Here is an 18311-nt window from a genome sequence, read left to right as displayed (position 1 = left end):
TTCGGCGTCGGCCTACCTTGGAGTTCCTCTTGACTGTCAATGCAACCCCCACCACCTTCGTCGACCGCCACATTGGTGCACGCCGACAGGCCGATGTCGACACCATGCTCAAGTCGATCGGCTACGACTCCCTCGAATCCCTGGTCGACACCGCTGTGCCGGACGACATCCGCCAGGACGCGCCGCTGGTGCTGAAGACCGCCCTGAGCGAGGTGGAGGTGCTGGCGGAACTGCGCCAGCTGGCAGCCAAGAATGTCACGGCCGTGCAGATGATCGGCCAGGGCTACTACGACACCGTGACTCCCCCGGTGATCCGCCGCAACATCCTCGAATCCCCGGCCTGGTACACGGCGTACACGCCCTACCAGCCCGAGATCTCCCAGGGCCGCCTTGAGGCCCTGCTGAACTTCCAGACCATGGTCCAGGACCTGGTGGGCCTGCCCATCGCCAACGCCTCGCTGCTGGATGAAGCCACGGCCGTTGCCGAGGCCGTGCTGCTGATGCGCCGCGCCAACAAGTCCAAGACGGCCGCCGACGGCAAGACGGTGCTCGACGCCGATCTCCTGCCGCAGACCATCGCCATCGTCAAGGGCCGCGCCGACGCCCTGGGCTTTGAGGTGGAGGTTGCCGATCTGTCCCTGGGCCTGCCCGACGGCGAGATCAACGGCGTCGTCCTCCAGCAGCCGGGCGTCTCCGGCCGCATCTTCAACCACGCCCCCGTCATTGCCGCCGCCAAGGAGCGCGGCGCACTAGTGACGGTGGCCGCGGATCTGCTGGCACTGACGCTCATCACCCCTCCCGGCGAGCAGGGCGCGGACATCGCCGTCGGCTCCACCCAGCGCTTTGGTGTGCCGCTGTTCTTCGGCGGCCCGCACGCGGCCTACATGGCCGTCCGCCAAGGCCTGGAGCGTTCGCTGCCCGGCCGCCTCGTCGGCGTCTCCAAGGACTCCGCCGGCTTCCCGGCCTACCGCCTGGCGCTGCAGACGCGCGAGCAGCACATCCGCCGCGAGAAGGCCACGTCCAACATCTGCACCGCGCAGGCACTGCTGGCCATCGTCTCCTCCATGTACGCCGTCTACCACGGCCCCGAGGGCCTGAAGGCGATCGCCGAGACCACCCACGGCCACGCCCGCACGCTGGCCACGGCGCTGTCCGCCTCCGGCATCGAGGTGCTGCACGGCTCCTTCTTCGACACCCTCACCGTCCGCGTTCCGGGCCGCGCCAACGCCATCATCGCGCTGGCCGAAAGCCGCGGCATCAACCTGCGCCCCATCGACGCCGACCACGTTGGCGTCTCCGTGGATGAGACGACGACGGCGGACATCGTCGCCCGCGTGGCAGGCGTCTTCGGCGCCTCCGCCGCCGGCGACGGCGTGGACACGGACGCCACGGCCTTCGCCCTGGCCGACGGCGTCGAGCGCACCTCCGACTACCTCCAGCACCCGGTGTTCAACACCCACCGCTCCGAGACCCAGCTGCTGCGCTACATCCGCCGCCTCAGCGACCGCGATCTAGCCCTGGACCGCACCATGATCCCGCTGGGCTCGTGCACCATGAAGCTGAACGCCACCGCCGAGATGGAAGCCATCTCCTGGCCGGAGTTCGCCTCCATCCACCCCTTCGCTCCGGATTCCCAGACCGAGGGCTGGCGCGAGCTGATCTCGGGTCTGGAAGCCGATCTCTGCGAGGTCACCGGCTACGACCAGGTTTCCCTGCAGCCCAACGCCGGCTCCCAGGGTGAGCTGGCGGGCCTGCTGGCCATCCGCGGCTACCACCTCTCCCGCGGCGATGACCAGCGCACCGTCTGCCTGATCCCCGCCTCCGCACACGGCACCAACGCCGCCTCGGCAGTGCTGGCCGGCATGAAGGTCGTCGTCGTCGCCACGGCACCTGACGGCACCATCGACCACGCGGACCTGCAGGCCAAGATCGAGGCCAACAAGGACGTCCTCTCCGCCATCATGATCACCTACCCGTCCACGCACGGCGTGTACGACGCCGATGTGCGCGAAGTCTGCGATTCCGTGCACGCCGCCGGCGGCCAGGTCTACATCGACGGCGCCAACCTCAACGCTCTGGTGGGCCTGGCCCAGCCCGGCAAGTTCGGCGGAGACGTTTCCCACCTGAACCTGCACAAGACCTTCTGCATTCCGCACGGCGGCGGCGGCCCCGGCGTCGGCCCTGTCGCAGCCAAGGCCCACCTGGCCCCGTTCATGCCCGGCAACGCCGCGTCCTGGACCGAGGGGAACGATGTGCCGATCTCGGCCTCGCGCTTCGGCTCCGCCGGCGTGCTGCCGATTTCATGGGCCTATGTGAAGCTGATGGGCGGTGCCGGCCTGACCCAGGCCACCAAGTCCGCCCTGCTGGCCGCGAACTACATCGCCTCCCGCCTCAACGAGCACTTCCCGGTCCTGTACACCGGTGCCGGGGATTTGGTGGCGCACGAGTGCATCCTTGATCTGCGCCCGCTGACGGCAGCCACCGGCGTCACCGCCGAGGACGTCGCCAAGCGCCTGATCGACTTCGGCTTCCACGCCCCCACCCTGTCCTTCCCGGTGGCCGGCACCTTGATGGTGGAGCCCACCGAGTCCGAGGACCTGGTGGAGATCGACCGCTTCATCACGGCCATGATCACCATCCGTGCCGAGATCGACCAAGTCGCAAACGGCGAGTTCACGGTGGAGGACAGCCCGCTGCGCAACGCTCCGCACACCGCGTCCGCCGTCATCGACTCCGCCTGGGAGCGCGGCTACCCTCGTGAGCAGGCAGCATTCCCGCTCGCTTCGCTGCGCCAGGACAAGTACTTCCCGCCGGTGGGCCGCATCGACGGCGCCGCAGGCGATAGGAACCTTGTCTGCTCCTGCCCGCCCATCTCCGAGTTCGAAAACTAAGGACCCCCACGATGACTGAGAACTACACAGCCCTCTACGAAGAGCACAAGAAGCTCGGCGCCTCCTTCACCGATTTCGGCGGTTGGCAGATGCCCCTGAAGTACTCCTCCGAGCTGGCCGAGCACCACGCCGTGCGCCAGTCCGCAGGACTCTTCGACCTCTCCCACATGGGCGAGGTCTGGGTCACCGGTGCCGAAGCGGCAGCGTTCCTGGACTACGCGCTGGCCGGCAAGATCTCCGCCATGAGCGTGGGCAAGGCCAAGTACTCCCTGATCTGCCAGGAGGACGGCGGCATCATCGATGACCTCATCGTCTACCGCCGCGGAGACTCCACGTTCCTCGTGGTGCCCAACGCCGGCAACGCGCCCGTCGTGGCCGCCGCGCTGGTTGAGCGTGCGGCAGACTTCGACGTCGTCGTCGAGGACGCCTCCGCCGAGACGTCCCTGATCGCCGTCCAGGGCCCCAAGGCCGAGGAGATCCTGCTCCGCCTGGTGCCGGCCGAGGCCCACGCCCTGGTCACCGAGCTGAAGTACTACGCCGCCGTCGAGGTTCCCTTCACGTTCGGCGGCCGCACCGCCGAACTGCTGCTGGCCCGCACCGGCTACACCGGCGAGGACGGCTTCGAGATCTTCGTGGCCAACGACGCTGCCGCCGAGCTGTGGCAGGAGATCGTGGCCGTGGCGAACGACGGCGAACTGGTGCCGGCCGGTCTGGCGTCCCGCGACTCGCTGCGCCTGGAGGCCGGCATGCCGCTCTACGGCAACGAGCTCTCCCGCAATGGCAACGCCTACGAGGCAGGCCTGGGCCCCGTGGTCTCGCTCGCCAAGGAAAGCGACTTCGTGGGCCGCGCCGCACTGGAGGCCGCCAAGGCCGCCGGCGCCGGCGACACCAGCGGACGCAAGCTGGTGGGCCTGAAGGGCCTGGGCCGCCGCGCCGGCCGCAGCCACTACCCGGTGATGAAGGACGGCGTCGTCGTTGGCGAGGTCACCTCCGGCCAGCCCAGCCCGACCCTCGGCTACCCCGTGGCCCTGGCCTACGTCGACGTCGAGCACGCCGCCCTGGGCACCGCCCTGGACGTGGACCTGCGCGGCAAGGCCGAGCCCTTCGAGGTCATCGCCCTGCCTTTCTACAAGCGCGTCAAGTAGCACCGGTCTCGCCCCGGTGGTCGAGCCTGGGCCCCCGGGGCGAGACCCCGCACACCACCCACCCACACCAGACCTAAGGAAGCACACATGGCACAAGTAGCACCCGAACTCCAGTACTCCGAAGAGCATGAGTGGGTGGCCAATGAGGCCGGCAACCTCGTCTCCATCGGCATCTCCGCCGTCGCCACCGATGCCCTCGGAGACATCGTCTACGTTGACCTGCCCGAGGTCGGCACCGCCGTCACCGCTGGGGAGACCTGCGGCGAGGTGGAGTCCACCAAGTCCGTCTCCGATCTGTACTCCCCCGTCACCGGCGAGGTCACAGAGGTCAACTCCGCCGTCGTCGACGATCCGGCACTGATCAATTCCGATCCCTACGGCGCCGGCTGGCTGTTCAAGGTGGCCGCGGAGTCCCACGGGCCGTTGCTCTCCGCCGTCGAGTACGCCACCAAGAACGGTGGCGAGCTGTGAGCGCCGCTGTAGGCACCGCCGGCGCCACCTTCGCCCAGGTGGTCTCCCCGAGCCTCGATGCCCAGCTGTCCGAGCTGGATCCGGAGATCGCCGTCCAGATCGACAATGAGCTGGCCCGCCAGCGCTCCGGTCTGGAAATGATCGCCTCCGAGAACCACACGGCCGCCGCCGTCATGCAGGCGCAGGGCTCGGTGCTGACCAACAAGTACGCCGAGGGCTACCCGGGGCGCCGCTACTACGGCGGCTGCGAGCACGTGGATGTCATCGAGCAGCTGGCCATCGACCGCGTCAAGGCGCTGTTCGGCGCAGGCTACGCGAATGTGCAGCCGCACTCCGGCGCCCAGGCCAACGCCTCGGTGATGCACGCGCTGATCAAGCCAGGCGACACCATCATGGGCCTGAACCTGGCCCACGGCGGGCACCTGACGCACGGCATGAAGATCAACTTCTCCGGCAAGCTCTACAACGTCATCCCGTACCAGGTGCGCGAGGACACCCACCGCGTGGACATGGCCGAGGTGGAGCGCCTGGCGCTGGAGCACAAGCCGGCGCTGATCGTGGCCGGCTGGTCCGCCTACGCTCGCCAGCTGGACTTCGCCGAGTTCCGCCGCATTGCCGATCTGGTGGGTGCCTACCTGATGGTGGACATGGCCCACTTTGCGGGTCTGGTGGCCGCGGGGCTGCACCCCTCCCCGGTGCCGCACGCCCACGTCACCACCTCCACCACGCACAAGACCCTTGCCGGTCCGCGCGGCGGCATCATCCTCTCCAACGACGCCGACATCGCCAAGAAGATCAACTCGGCGGTGTTCCCCGGCCAGCAGGGCGGCCCGCTGGAGCACGTCATCGCCGGCAAGGCCGTGGCCTTCAAGATTGCGGCCACTGAGGAGTTCGCCGAGCGCCAGCAGCGCGTGCTCGACGGCGCCCGGATCCTGGCCGAGCGCCTCGTCCAGGCCGATGTCGCGGCGAAGGGGATCTCCGTGATCTCCGGCGGCACCGATGTGCACCTGGTGCTCGTTGATCTGCGCAATTGCGAATTGGACGGCCAGCAGGCCGAGGACCGTCTGGCCGCGATCGACATCACCGTCAACCGCAATGCCGTACCGTTCGACCCGCGCCCGCCAATGGTCACCTCCGGCCTGCGCATCGGCACGCCGGCCCTGGCCACCCGCGGCTTCGGCCAGGCGGCCTTTGCCGAGGTTGCGGACATCATTGCCGAGGCTTTGACCGCCGACGCCGATGCAGACCTCTCCGGTCTGCGCACCCGGGTGGCGGCTCTGGCCGACGCCCACCCGCTCTACCCCGCCGTCGCCAACCTTTCCTAGCGAGGCGGCACAGTGTCCGAACCCGTATAAGATGGTTCGCTTCCGTCTTGTGCCGGGCCGCCGCCATCCGCGGCGGCCCGGCACAGGACGCCCGGTGGGAGCACACACCACCACAGTGCGCCCCACCCTCCGGCAGGACAATCTGCCGGACCACTGCATTTGCACGTAAGGAACACCATGGCCGTCGGAGTCTTTGACCTCTTTTCAGTAGGAATCGGACCCTCCAGTTCGCACACGGTGGGCCCCATGCGGGCGGCCGCCGAGTTTGCTGCGGAACTGCGCACCACCGGCGTCCTGGCCCGGACCGCCGGACTTCGGGTGGACCTCTACGGCTCCCTCGCCGCCACCGGGCACGGCCACGGCACCATGACGGCCATCCTGCTGGGGCTGGAGGGCTACTACCCCGAGCTCATCCTCCCCGACGAGGTGGAGGAACGGCTGGCCGTCATCGCCGGCACCGGCACGCTGCAACTGGCCGGCGAGGTGCCGCTGCCCTACGCCGTCGCCGACATGGTCCTGCGCCCGCTCACCGTGCTGGCCCGCCACACCAACGGCATGACCTTCACCGTCTCCGATGCCGCCGGTACCGTGCTCCACCAGGCCACGTACTTCTCCGTGGGCGGCGGTTTCATTGTCCGCGAGGGCAGCGAGGACACGGCCAAGGCCGAGCTCGAGGAGTCCAAGCAGGAACTGCCGCTGCCCTTCCGCACCGCCGCGGAACTGCTGGCCCATTGCACCGCCACCGGACTGAACTTCAGCGGCGTCATGCTCGAAAACGAGAAGAGCCTGCGCCCGGAAGCGGAGATCCGCAGCTCCCTGCTGCACATCCGCGACGTCATGGAGGAGTGCAAGAACTCCTCCCTCAAGCGCACCGGCCTGCTGCCGGGCGGGCTGAACGTCCGCCGCCGGGCACCGGACTGGCACACGCGCCTGCGCTCGGAGGACCCGGACCGGGACCCGAAGTTCTGGCAGGAATGGGTCAATCTGGTGGCCCTGGCCGTCAATGAGGAGAATGCCTCCGGCGGCCGCGTGGTCACGGCACCCACCAACGGCGCCGCCGGCATCATCCCCGCCGTCATGTTCTACGCCACCCACTACATCCCTGCCGTTGCGGGCCTGGACGGGGACGCCCGCGAGAAGGCCGTCGACGACGTCGTGGTCAAGTTCCTGCTCGCCGCCGGCGCCGTCGGGGTGCTCTACAAGGAGCAGGCCTCGATCTCCGGCGCCGAGGTGGGCTGCCAGGGCGAGGTCGGCTCGGCGTCGTCGATGGCCGCTGCCGGACTGGCCGAGGTCATGGGCGGCACGCCCGAGCAGGTGGAGAACGCCGCGGAGATCGCCATGGAGCACAACCTCGGCCTGACCTGCGACCCCATCGGCGGGCTGGTGCAGATCCCCTGCATCGAACGCAATGCCATTGCCGCGGCCAAGGCCATCAACGCCGCGAAGATGGCGCTGTGGGGCGACGGCACGCACCGGGTGTCCCTCGACGAGGTCATTGTCACGATGCGGGAAACCGGCAGGGACATGAGCTCCAAATACAAGGAGACCGCCATGGGCGGCCTCGCCGTAAATGTGGTGGAGTGCTGATGCGCGCCGCCGCCAGCGAAGGAGCCGTACTGTGACACTCGCACCCGAAGGCCGCAAGATGCTGCGCATCGAACAGCGCAACGCCGCCACCCCCGTCGAGCGCAAGCCCGACTGGATCAAGGCCAAGGTCTCCATGGGCCCGGAATACATCGGCATGAAGAACCTGGTCAAGAAGGAGGGCCTGCACACCGTCTGCGAGGAGGCGGGATGTCCGAACATCTTCGAATGCTGGGAGGACCGCGAGGCGACGTTTTTGATCGGCGGCTCCGAATGCACCCGCCGCTGCGACTTCTGCCAGATCGACACCGGCAAACCCTCCCCCATCGACAGGTTCGAACCCACCAAGGTCGCCCGCTCCGTGGTGAAGATGAACCTGCGCTACGCCACCGTCACCGGCGTCGCCCGCGACGACCTCGAGGACGAGGGCGTGTGGCTGTACGCCGAAACGGTCCGCAAGATCCACGAACTGAACCCCAACACCGGGGTGGAGCTGCTCATCCCGGACTTCTCCGGCAAACCCGAGCACATCGCCGCGATCTGCGACTCCGCCCCGGAGGTCTTCGCCCACAACGTGGAAACCGTGCCGAGGATCTTCAAGCGCATCCGCCCCGCGTTCCGCTACGACCGCTCCCTGGACGTCATCACTCAGGGCCGGGACCTGGGCATGGTCACCAAGTCCAACCTGATCCTGGGCATGGGCGAAACCCGCGCCGAAATCTCCGAAGCCCTCGCCGACCTCCACGGCGCCGGCTGCGACCTGATCACCATCACCCAGTACCTGCGCCCCTCCGAACGGCACCTGCCCGTGGACCGCTGGGTCAAGCCGCAGGAGTTCGTCGAACTCGCCGCCGAGGCCGAGGAACTGGGCTTCCTGGGCGTCATGTCCGGGCCCCTGGTGCGCTCCTCCTACCGGGCCGGCCGGTTGTGGGCGACCGCGATGCGCAAGAAGGGCCGCGACATCCCCGAACACCTCGCCCACATCGCCGAGGGCATCGCGGACTCCGGCACCACCCGCCAGGAGGCCGCCACCCTCCTCGCCGGACACTAACCGGCACCACCACCGCAACCCGAGAGGAACCGCCATGTTCCCCACCCGAGTGGAAATCATCCCCACGGCCGGCATCGTGGACACCGTGGCAGCACAGCTGCCTGTGGGGTCCACAGTAACTGTCACCTGCCTGCCGCACCACGGCATCGAGCGGACCATGGCGGCGGCGCTGGAGCTGGCGGAGCGCGGCTATGCAGCGGTTCCGCATCTGGCGGCGCGGGCGGTGTCCGGCAAGGCGCAGTTGCGCAGCATCCTGGCGGACTGTGCCTCGGCGGGGATCACCGAGGTCTTCACCATCGGCGGCGACACGCAACAGCCGGCTGGGCCGTATGCATGCGCCTTGGCCATGATGCGGGACATCGCCGAGTCCAGCGGCGGCACCATCACGATGGGTGTCGCCGGCTACCCCGAGGGACATCCCGCCATTCCGGCCGGCGTGCTGCTGGCGGATCTGGCGGCCAAGGCGGAACTCGCCGCTGGCATCACCACGCAGATGTGCTTCTCGGCCGACACCATCAACCCCTACGCCGATGCCCTGCGGCGCGAGGGCATCGAGCTCCCGGTGTGGGCCGGCGTTGCCGGGGCGGTGCCGCGCACCAAGCTGCTGGCGCTGGCCTCCAAGATCGGCGTCGGCACCTCCCTGCGCTTCCTCAGCAAGAAGGCCTCGCTGGCCCGGAACATGCTCGGCGGCGAGCGGTACCAGCCCGAGGACCTCATCGACGGCCTATCACCCACAGCCATTGCAGGGCTGCACCTGTACAGCTTCAACTCCCTGGCAACCCTGCCGCTGCCTGCCCTGCGCTAGATCTGCTTGGCCGCCGCAGCCGGGAATGGGCACTGGCGACGCAGTTTCCCCCTCGGGACGCAATCGTGGTCGTGTCATGAACGGGAAACTGCGTCCTGGGTGCACTTGCGCGTCCGCGGCACCGGCGTCAGTTCAGCGCCCGGGTCCCCTCCGGCAGGGCGCCGTCGTTCAAGAGGGCGAGGGCAGCATCCGCAAGGGCAGTCAGCGCCACACGCTGGGTCCAGGGGCCATAGGAGATGCGGGCGATGCCAAGCTCCTGCAGTCTGGACGGCGCCAGAGAACCTGGGACATTGATGACGCTGACCCGGTGCCAACCAATGCCCTCGACAAGGGCTGCCACGGTTGCTTCGTCCAGCTTGCCGGGCACAAAAACACATTGGGCGCCGACGTCAAGGAACGCCTTGCCCCGTTCAATCGCATCTGCCAGAACTGCCTTGGTGTCGCGGTCCTTCCCCTTGAGGAAAGCGTCGGTTCGAGCATTGAGCACAAAGTCGATACCCTCCCTCGCTCCGGCCTGGGCGGCGTCGGCCATCATGGCAACGGCCTCGGCCACTGGGCGCATCTGGTCCTCGATGTTGGCCCCGACGATGCCCACGCCGATGGCGCGGCGGACCGTCTCTCCTACATTGCCATAGCCGGACTCCAGATCGGCGCTGACCGGCAGCTCCGTGGCGGCGGCGATGCGGCCCACCGCCTCGATCATCAGCTCCATGGGGATGTTCTCCCCATCCGGATATCCGTAGGAGGCAGAGATCGAGTGGGAGGCGGTAGCCAAGGCGGTGGTGCCTGGCACGTCCGCAATGACCTTGGCTGTGACGGCATCCCAGACATTGATGACCTGCAAAACATCCGGAGCATGGTGCAAGCGAAGGAATTCGGTGGCTTTGGCGGCAAGGGCGGCGCTGTTCTCACTCATGGCGCAAGCCTAGCCCTGCGGTTTGTCCGGCAACACCCCGCCACGGGAGGACACCGCCGCTCAGCCGTCGGCCTCAGCGATCGCGCGTTGGATCACCGGATCATTGCGGGTGATCACCACGTAGATCAGTGATGCCACGACGACGCCGACAAACCAGGAGTAGGGTCCCAGCCCTCCCCCGCCGGGCAGGACGTCCTGCAGCGCCGGGGTCAGGGCCACGATCCCGGCGATGACGGCAGCCGGGATGAACGCGGCCAGCGCCTTAGGGTTCCAGCCGCCCTTGTACATGTACAGGCCCTGCGGGTCCTCGTGGTACAGATCGGAGATCTTGATCTGCTGGCGGCGGACCCGGAAGAAATCGGTGAACAGGATGCCAAACAGCGGTCCGAGCAGGGCGCCCAGGCCGCCGAGGAAGTAGATGATCACCACGGGGCTGTTGAAGAGGTTCCACGGCAGGATCACGATGGCCAGCACCGCACTGATCAGCCCACCGCGGCGGAAGGTGATCAGCCGCGGGGCCAGGTTCGCAAGGTCGTAGGACGCCGAGACGAAGTTGGCCACGACGTTGATGCCGATGGTGGCGACCACGAAGGTCACGGCACCGATGATGGTCACCCACGGGTTGTTGATCGCCTTGATGATCGACACCGGATCGGTGATGACCTTGAACATGTCCTCACCCTGGTACTGCTCATCGGTGAAGTAGGACGCCGCGCCCGCCGTCACCACCACCGTCACCAGCGCGAACGCGACGAAGTTCACCGGCAGGCCCCAAAAGTTCCCCACCAGGATGGTGCGCCGGTTGGGGGCAAAGCGGGAGAAGTCGCAGAAGTTCAGCAGCAGGGCGGCGAAATAGGTGACGGTCAGTGCCGTGGCGGCAAAGAACTGGGTCAACACTGCCGCACCCTGCAACGGCTGGACGCCGGGGATCGCCAGGCTGAACTTGTCGCCGGCCTGGACCACGATGAAGATGGCCAGGGCGAACATCGCCACCCAAATCGCCGGGCCGGCCCAGTCCTGGAACCTGCGCACGGTTTCCATGCCGCGGCGGATCACCAGCAACTGCACCGCCCACAGCACCAGGAATGCCAGCCAGCCGATGGGCGTCAGGCCCAGAATGTCCACGGTGCCGCGGGCGTTCAGGTACGCCAGCTCGGGCCAGATGGAGAACACCAGCACCAGCACCGCCTGCGAGGCCAGCCAGGTTTGGATGCCGTACCAGGCAATGGCGATCAGGGCGCGGATCAGGGCGGCCAGGTTCGCGCCAAACAACCCGAAGGAGATCCTGGCCAGCACCGGGTAGGGGACGCCCGTCTTCTGCCCTGCCGTGCCGGCAAAGTTCATGAGGAAGTAGACCACAGTGATTCCCAGCACGAGGGCCAGGAACACCTGCCAGCCCACCAGCCCGGTGATGAACAGGCCCGCCGCAAAGGTGTAGCCGGCAATGCTGTGCACATCGCACATCCAGAGGGCAAAAAGGCTTCGCACGTTCCACTTGCGCTCCCGTGCCGGGGCAAGGTCTTCATTCCATAGCCTGTCGCTGACGACGCGCCCCTCCGCATGGATCCGCTGGATCTCGGGATGGTGGGTGTGTCCAGTCAGATCCGGTGTTCCGCGTACTCCATCAACGGGGTTCTTCATGATTCCTCCGAAAAAGTAATTTCGAATAGTGGAATGCGTATTTTATGAAGCGGAAATATCATGTGGATATCCGTTGAATTTTACCGCAAATACAGTGGCGCTGATAAGTGGCAAGGGGCGCCTGCCGCACTGGAATCCAGTGCGGCAGGCGCCCCTCGTTCATTCAGGGCCTAGTGGCTGCGTCTGCTCCGCTTGCGGGCGTTGACGCCCACCGCCAGGGCTCCAGCCAGCATCATGATGAGCGCTCCTGCCAGCAGCGAACCGTTGAAGCCCGTGGAAGACAGCGATTCGGAGTCCGCCGGTGCCTGCGTGCCGGCCGGGTCAACTGCCCCGCTGGCGGAGACCGTCAGCGGAATAGACACCTCGACGGGTGCCCCGGAGGCGTCAACGCCTGTCAGCACGATGAGGTGCTCGCCGGCAGCAACATCGGCCGGCAGTGCCACCGTCAGGGTGACGTTGCCCTGGGCATCCGCAACGGCTGTGCCCAGTTCCACCGGGGTGGAGTGCAGCGTGAAGACCACTGTGCTGCCCGGGCCGAAGCCGCTGCCCGACACGGTGATGGTCTGGCCGGGTGCAGCCGTGCCGGTGTCCACCGAACCAGTCGTGGACCCGGTCCCGGGAACCGTGGGACCGCTGGTGCTCGTCGCCGTGGCGGTCGACGTCGGCGAAGCCGTGGGGTCCGCCGTCGGCGTTGCGGTGGGCGCCGGCTTCACCGTGAGCACCACCTGCCCCTCGACAGTCGCCGTAAAGCCGTGCTCGTCCGTGCCGGTGGCCGCCACGGCGTAGCTGCCGGAGACTCCCTGGTCCACCTTCGAAAGATCGATGGTGATGGACCCGGGCACATTCAACGAGGGCCGCAGGGCGGCTTCAACCTCGGCCGCTGTCAGCTCGTGCCCGTGGTCCACCGTGATGGCGGCACTCGGCTGGGCCAAGGTGATGGTGACGACGGGGACCACCTGCACGGTGACGCTGACCGGCGCTGACACCTTGCCCGTTTCCGGGTCGGTGGCCGTGACGGCTGCCGTGTAGCTGCCGGGCTTGGTGAAGTCGACGGTTCCGGCATCGAGGCCGAAGGTTGCCCCCTCGGTGGTCGAGGCGGCGCCCAGCTTGGCCAGCAGATCGGACGCCGGGGGCGTCGACCCGGACTGGACGGCAATGGTGGATTCCGCGACAGTCACCACCGGTGCCGGCTTAGGCGGCACCGAGGCGCCGAGGCTGAACGTGGTTACCACCGCACGGTGGTTGCTGCTCCAGCTGTTCTTCTGGATGTTCGTGGCCGAGGGCCAGCCCGCAACCAGGGTGTTCGAGCCAAGCACCTTGAGCGGGGAGCCGGCGTAGTGGATGTAGTCGATGCGGTCCTGGGGTTCGGCGGTGCCGGTTGAGGGGTTGGTATGCACGATCGGCGACCAGGTGTTGCCCGCATCAGCCGCCGGATCCGCAGTGGCAGCACGGAACGAGTCCGTGAGGCCGGCGGAGGCCAGCTGGGCGGGCGCCGGCCACTCGACGGGGCCGACGCCGCAGTGGGCGGCCGAGGTGGCCGCCGTCCAGTCCGCGCCGGAGGGGGACTGAAGATCCGAGAGCACGACCACCGGTGTGGTGGCGGCGGCCGGTACATCCTTGGCGACGGCCGCGGCGACGCCCTGCGCCTGGGTGAAGCGCTTCGTGCCCTTCTCGGCGGCAACAAGGGCCGCGGGATCGGTGACTCCACCCTGGCAGGCAGCCTCCGGTCCGTAGCCGGCGTCCTCGAGCCCGGCGCTCCACACCCGCAGGTCCTGGCCCAGCACGTGGGCCGTGGCCCCGACCATGGGCACGGAGCCCGCCGCGGGCGCGCTGTCGGCGTCCAGCGGGTAGGCGGAGATGATGCCGACGACGCCGCCGCCCTCCACGGCATGCCAGCCCAGGGCCTGGGCGAGCTGGGTCGCCACCGTTCCGCCATCCTCCTGGACCCCGATCACATCGAGGCCGTTGGAGGCGATCACGGCAAGGTTCTTGAAGGTGGAGTCGTCAACATGGGTTCCTGCGTCCCACAGGTTCCAGGTGGCCGTCGCGAGCTGCGGGGCGGCCTTGGCGGAGAGCACGGCCACCTCGACGGAGATCTGCGAGGTGGTGGTGCCGTCGGTGGCTTCCACGGTGATCACGGCCGGGTCCTGCGGAGCCGTCGACGGCGCGGTGCCGGTGACGGTGCCATCGGCGCCGACGCTGAGCCAGTCCTCACCCGCAACCTTTGTGTACGAGGACACAGCGGTGCCGTTCCAGAGCCCGGCGACAGACTGCGAGACGGACCCGCCGGCCCGCACCTCGGGGGCGCGGAAGGTGTCGGTCACGAAGCCCTTGTCGATCGTTGAGCCCGTGTTGGACGACGTCGTGGGCGGCTTGGCCGCGGTGTACTGGTTCTGGATCTGGGCCGCGCTGATCGGCGCGTTGTAGAAGTCGAAGTTGTCGATGGTGGCGTTGATGAAACCGTCGCCCACATCGGTGCCCGAGCCCTCGGCGCCGACCCTGAACGGGAACCCGCTCGCGAGGTTGAATGCGCTGGCGAGGGAGGTGCTCTGGACGGTCTGCTGGCCGTCCAGGTACGCCGTCATGGTGCCGGCGCTGCGGTCCGCCACGACCGCGACCTGGTGCCAGGCGCCGATCACCGAGGTGGTGCTGACATTGGCCAGGTAGTTCTGCGAGGTGGAGCTGCCGTTCTGCCCGAAGCAGGCGCGCAGGATTCCAGGGCTGCCGGCCGTGTTGTAGAGGGTGGTTCCCTTGTTGTAGCAGTGGTTGAAGTCCTGGTTGGAGACGATCGGCGAGTCGGAGCTGGAGACGGCTTCGTTGATCCAGAACACGTACGAGAAGCTCGAGGAGGCGTCCGTCTTGCCGGCAATCAGCGGCAGGGAGAAGAAGTTGACGCCCTTGGTGCTGCCGCTGGGCGAGTTGACGAATGCGGCGTTTCCGCTGACACCCGCTGCAGAGGATGCGGTGCCGGACCAGGTGCCCGCGTTGCCGTTGCCCGAGCTGTCCACCACGGTGGTGCCGGAGTCGTCGGTGAAATCGTAGGAGACGATCGGTGCGACGGTGTCCCCGGGGGCGCGGTAGCGGTTCCACACCGCATACAAGGACACGGTGGCCCCGGGGTCTGTCGACAGGTCCACGATGCTCTGCCCATCCGTGTACACCACGGGGCCGGAGGCGCTCGTGGCCCAGCCCATGAACCGGTGGCCTGCGCGGGAGAAGCCGTTGGACGTCAGAGCGGCGGACTGGCCGGAGCCCAGGGTCTGCGAGGAAGTGGCTCCGCCGTCGGATCCGTTTCCGTTGAAGGCGACGGTGTAGCTGACCGTCGTCGGCTTGCTGGCCGTGTAGTCCGCTGCCACCTGGGCGGCAGGGATGGCGGCGTTGAAGAAGTTGAAGTTGTCGATGTAGGCGTTGGTGTAGCCGTCGGCGGTGTCGGCCTCGCTGCCGCTGAGGCCGCCGACGTTGAACGCCAGGCCGCTGTTGAACGCCGTCGACGCCGTGATCGAGCCGGCGGGCGAGGCCCCCTTCTGGACGCCGTCGACGTAGAACGTTGCCGTGTTGGCTGTCCTGTCGACGACGACGGCGACGTGGTGCCAGGCGTTGAGCAGGTTGCCGGAGAAGCCCTTCACATACTGCTTGGTTCCACCGCTGGTCTGGCCCCAGCAGGCGTCCAGCACCCCGGCTGTGGTCTGGTTGTACAGGGTCAGGCCCTTGTTGTTGCAGGCCGCGAAGTTCTGGTTGCTCACCAGCGTGCCGTAGCTCGTCCGGCTCTTCTCGGACATCCAGAACTCGTAGGAGAAGCTCGAGGCGGCATCCGTCTGCCCGGCCACCAGCGGCAGCTTCACATAGTTTGCCCCGCCGCTGACCGACGCGGCCTGGCCGGTGACTCCGCCGACATAGGCCGGAGTTCCTTTCCAGAGCGCGTTGTTGCCGCTGCCCGAGGAGTCGGTCACGGTGGTCCCCGCATCGGCGTCGAAGGTGTAGGACGCCACAGGTTTGATGGGCGACGCCGGGTCGAAGGCGGGGGCTGCCGAGGCGGTGTAGGCCAGGCCGACGGCACCGGCGGCGACGATCACGGCCGAGGTGCCCGCAGCCACGAGGCGGCGCATATTCGTGGTGAGGATGGTGGTTTTTGGGCGCGCGGTAGCGGCCATAAGCTTCTCCAGCTGGCGAGTTGGGGTGGGAGGGTCTTGTGGCGCCTAGGCCGGGAGCTGGGCGACGCGGCCCGCGTAGCGGTGCCGCCAGCCCGTGCCCGTGGCGGCGGTGAGGACAACGTCGTAGTAGCCCTCCGAGGTGGGCCACTGGAGAGTTTCGTTCGCTCCGGGCTGCACCCAGACGCTGTGCGTGCCGCCGACGTAGTCGTTTGCGCTGAGCATGTAGCGCACGGGCTGCAGCCCGTCGTTGCGCAGCGTGATCTTCACCGTCGGCTCGGCGCCGGACACCAGATCGACGTCGACGCGCGGCACGGGGCCGTTGTTCTGCCCGGCCGGCAGGACGGTTCCGGCGTGCGAGCGGACGAAGCCGTCGGGGCCGTAGACGGAGAAGGCGTACTTGCCGTCGTACTTGGCCGCATCCCAGTCGTACGTGGCCGGCGCTGCCGCAGTGACGGTGTGGGGCGTGTTGGCGAAGGCTGCGTACTTGTCCGGGAACCCCTGCAGGCTGACGGCCTTTCCGACCGGGCCGCCCACGAGGGAGAGCTTGGCGGCCACGGTGCCGGTGGCGCGGTCTTCGACAAAGGTGCCGTGCGGGTGGAACGAGAGCGGGCGGTGGCGCAGCGTGCCGCCGTCCCACTTGTCGGCTTCGGGCACCTGGCTGGCGATGGTGCCGCCGGCCCGGGCAATCTGCACGAGCGCCTCGGTGTCGGGAAGCTGCGGGATGTCGAACACCGGGTTCGCGAAGTCCATCGAGCTGGTGAGGTCGCCACTGATGCCGCGGCGCCAGTCGGTGATCGTGGTGCTGCGCGCCGGCGTGCCGATGGCGCTCGTCCACGTCTCAAGGAATTGGATGATGGAGGTATGGTCGAAGGTTTCGCCGCTGACCCAGCCGCCGCGGGTCCAGGGCGAGACCAGGATGGCGGGGACGCGCGGGCCGTAGCCCAGCGGCGTGCTGCCGGAGTACTCCCCCGGGGTTCCGGGCTCGGCATAGGGGGCCAGTACGTGGTCGAAGTAGCCGTCGTTCTCATCGAACGTCATGATGAGCAGCGTGTTCTTCCACAGCTCCGGATTGCTCTGCAGCGTCGAGATGACGCGGTTGCTGAAGTGCGCGCCGTGCTCGGGGTTGGCCGAGGGGTGCTCGGACCAGCTGTAGGGTGCGACGATCCAGGAGACCTGCGGCAGCGGGTTCACGGCACCGGGCTGGCAGGCGGCGATGAAGTCCTTCAGCACCGCGTTGAGGTTGGCGTCACTGTCGTTGTTCGGGGCGCCTGTCGCCTTGTACGGACTCGACCCGGCGCGCCAGATCAGGCCCGTTCCGGGTGCGTTCTTTTCGGCGTCGGCCCGGTTGGCGGCGTCGGTCGCCGTCGTGCCCGACGTCGTGAAGGTTGAGAAGCCGCGGATGGGGTTGTCGGTGTAATCGCCCACCCAGCTGCTGCCGTTGTTGGAGTTGTCGACGTAGATGCGCCAGGAGACGCCGGCGTTCTGCAGCGCTTCGGGGTAGGTCTGCCAGGTGCGCGTGCCGTTGGACTCGCCACCGTTGGCGGTGGTGCCGTTGGAGGTTCCGGTCCAGTGGTAGAGCCGGTTGGGGGTGGTGGGGCCGATGACCGAGCAGTGCCAGGCGTCGCAGATCGTGTAGGCGCTGGCGAGCGACCACTGCCAGGGGATTTCCTCACCCGTGACGTACTGCATCGTCGCAGCGCCCTTCGCACCGATCCAGTTGTCGTAGCGGCCCTGCGACCAGGCCTTCAGGCCACCGGAGTAGGAGTGGTCCAGGCCGGTGGTGGTGCCGGCCACGGTGGTGACCCGCTTCGGCTTCACGAAGGAGGAGCCGTTCGGCTGGGAGAAGACGTCTGTGCCGTTCTGGAACCGCAGCGCCTGCTTGTCGTTGAAGCCGCGCACACCCGGCAGGGCGCCGAAGTAGTGGTCGAACGAGCGGTTCTCCTGCACGAGCACCACCACATGCTTGATGTCGGTGATGTCACCCTTGAAGCCCGCAGGAAGCGCATACTGGGCCGCGCCCTGCGCCTGCGACGGCTGCGCCCAGGCTGCCGCCGCCGTGCCGCTGAGGGCGGCCCCGCCGCCGAGGAGGCCCAGGGCCTTGAGCATGCCACGGCGCGAAAGGCCGGATCGGAGGATCTCGGCAGGGATGCTCTGCGCGCGTTCGTACGGATCGGGCGTGAAGTCTTCGGGCTCGCTGGACATGTGGTTCCTTAGTTCGGGTTCGGTCTAGACCAACTTCAGGAAACCAAGGCTAGAAGAACCGTTGGTGAACAACGGGCGTCGAAACGGGCCAACAGCCGACGGCGGCAAAACCCGCGGGCCCAATGTGCG

11 protein-coding genes are annotated in these 18311 nt (G+C 67.9%); 7 read left to right on the top strand and 4 right to left on the bottom strand.

The window, feature by feature from the left end; all coding sequences use genetic code 11:
- Window positions 1-17: 17 nt before the first annotated feature.
- The 7 genes from gcvP (at window position 18) to K254_RS0120505 (ending at window position 9272) form a co-directional block, all read left to right on the top strand.
- Complete coding sequence (gcvP, locus tag K254_RS0120535) at window positions 18-2891, top strand: aminomethyl-transferring glycine dehydrogenase (protein WP_442853067.1); 2874 nt, start codon at window positions 18-20, stop codon at window positions 2889-2891.
- Window positions 2892-2902: 11 nt separating this feature from the next.
- Window positions 2903-4036: a glycine cleavage system aminomethyltransferase GcvT gene (gcvT, locus tag K254_RS0120530; protein WP_026556909.1), complete on the top strand. Its 1134-nt coding sequence runs from the start codon at window positions 2903-2905 to the stop codon at window positions 4034-4036.
- An 87-nt stretch (window positions 4037-4123) separates the two neighbouring features.
- Window positions 4124-4507, top strand: a complete 384-nt coding sequence (gcvH, locus tag K254_RS0120525) for a glycine cleavage system protein GcvH (RefSeq protein ID WP_026556908.1) — start codon at window positions 4124-4126, stop codon at window positions 4505-4507.
- Window positions 4504-5832 carry a serine hydroxymethyltransferase gene (glyA, locus tag K254_RS0120520; protein WP_026556907.1) on the top strand — a complete coding sequence of 443 codons (1329 nt, stop codon included), beginning with the start codon at window positions 4504-4506 and terminating at the stop codon, window positions 5830-5832. Before gcvH ends, glyA begins: the two co-directional genes overlap by 4 nt.
- 177 nt (window positions 5833-6009) lie before the next feature.
- Window positions 6010-7419, top strand: coding sequence for an L-serine ammonia-lyase (locus tag K254_RS0120515; RefSeq protein ID WP_026556906.1), 1410 nt, complete (start codon window positions 6010-6012; stop codon window positions 7417-7419).
- 31 nt (window positions 7420-7450) lie between these two features.
- Window positions 7451-8467: a lipoyl synthase gene (gene lipA / locus K254_RS0120510; RefSeq protein WP_026554234.1), complete on the top strand. Its 1017-nt coding sequence runs from the start codon at window positions 7451-7453 to the stop codon at window positions 8465-8467.
- Between the two features lie 34 nt (window positions 8468-8501).
- Entirely contained in the window at window positions 8502-9272 is a 771-nt protein-coding gene (locus tag K254_RS0120505) for a methylenetetrahydrofolate reductase (RefSeq protein WP_026556905.1), read from the top strand.
- Between the two features lie 127 nt (window positions 9273-9399).
- Here the strand turns inward: K254_RS0120505 and K254_RS0120500 are convergent, their stop codons facing one another.
- The 4 genes from K254_RS0120500 to K254_RS0120485 form a co-directional block, all read right to left on the bottom strand.
- A complete protein-coding gene (locus K254_RS0120500) occupies window positions 9400-10188 on the bottom strand; it encodes an isocitrate lyase/PEP mutase family protein (protein ID WP_026556904.1) in 789 nt (262 codons plus the stop codon).
- A 60-nt stretch (window positions 10189-10248) separates the two neighbouring features.
- The gene (locus K254_RS0120495) at window positions 10249-11829 is read right to left on the bottom strand and encodes an NCS1 family nucleobase:cation symporter-1 (protein ID WP_081710293.1); all 1581 of its coding nucleotides are present in this window, start codon (window positions 11827-11829) and stop codon (window positions 10249-10251) included.
- 170 nt (window positions 11830-11999) lie between these two features.
- The gene (locus tag K254_RS25075; protein WP_051389449.1) at window positions 12000-15980 is read right to left on the bottom strand and encodes a LamG-like jellyroll fold domain-containing protein; all 3981 of its coding nucleotides are present in this window, start codon (window positions 15978-15980) and stop codon (window positions 12000-12002) included.
- Between the two features lie 45 nt (window positions 15981-16025).
- Complete coding sequence (locus K254_RS0120485) at window positions 16026-18182, bottom strand: alkaline phosphatase family protein (protein ID WP_026556902.1); 2157 nt, start codon at window positions 18180-18182, stop codon at window positions 16026-16028.
- Window positions 18183-18311: the final 129 nt, after the last annotated feature.

Source organism: Arthrobacter sp. 35W (genome assembly GCF_000482545.1).
Classification (GTDB): Bacteria; Actinomycetota; Actinomycetes; order Actinomycetales; family Micrococcaceae; genus Specibacter.
Note: the sequence above shows the minus strand (reverse complement) of the source record. Positions and strands in the feature narration are given on the sequence as shown.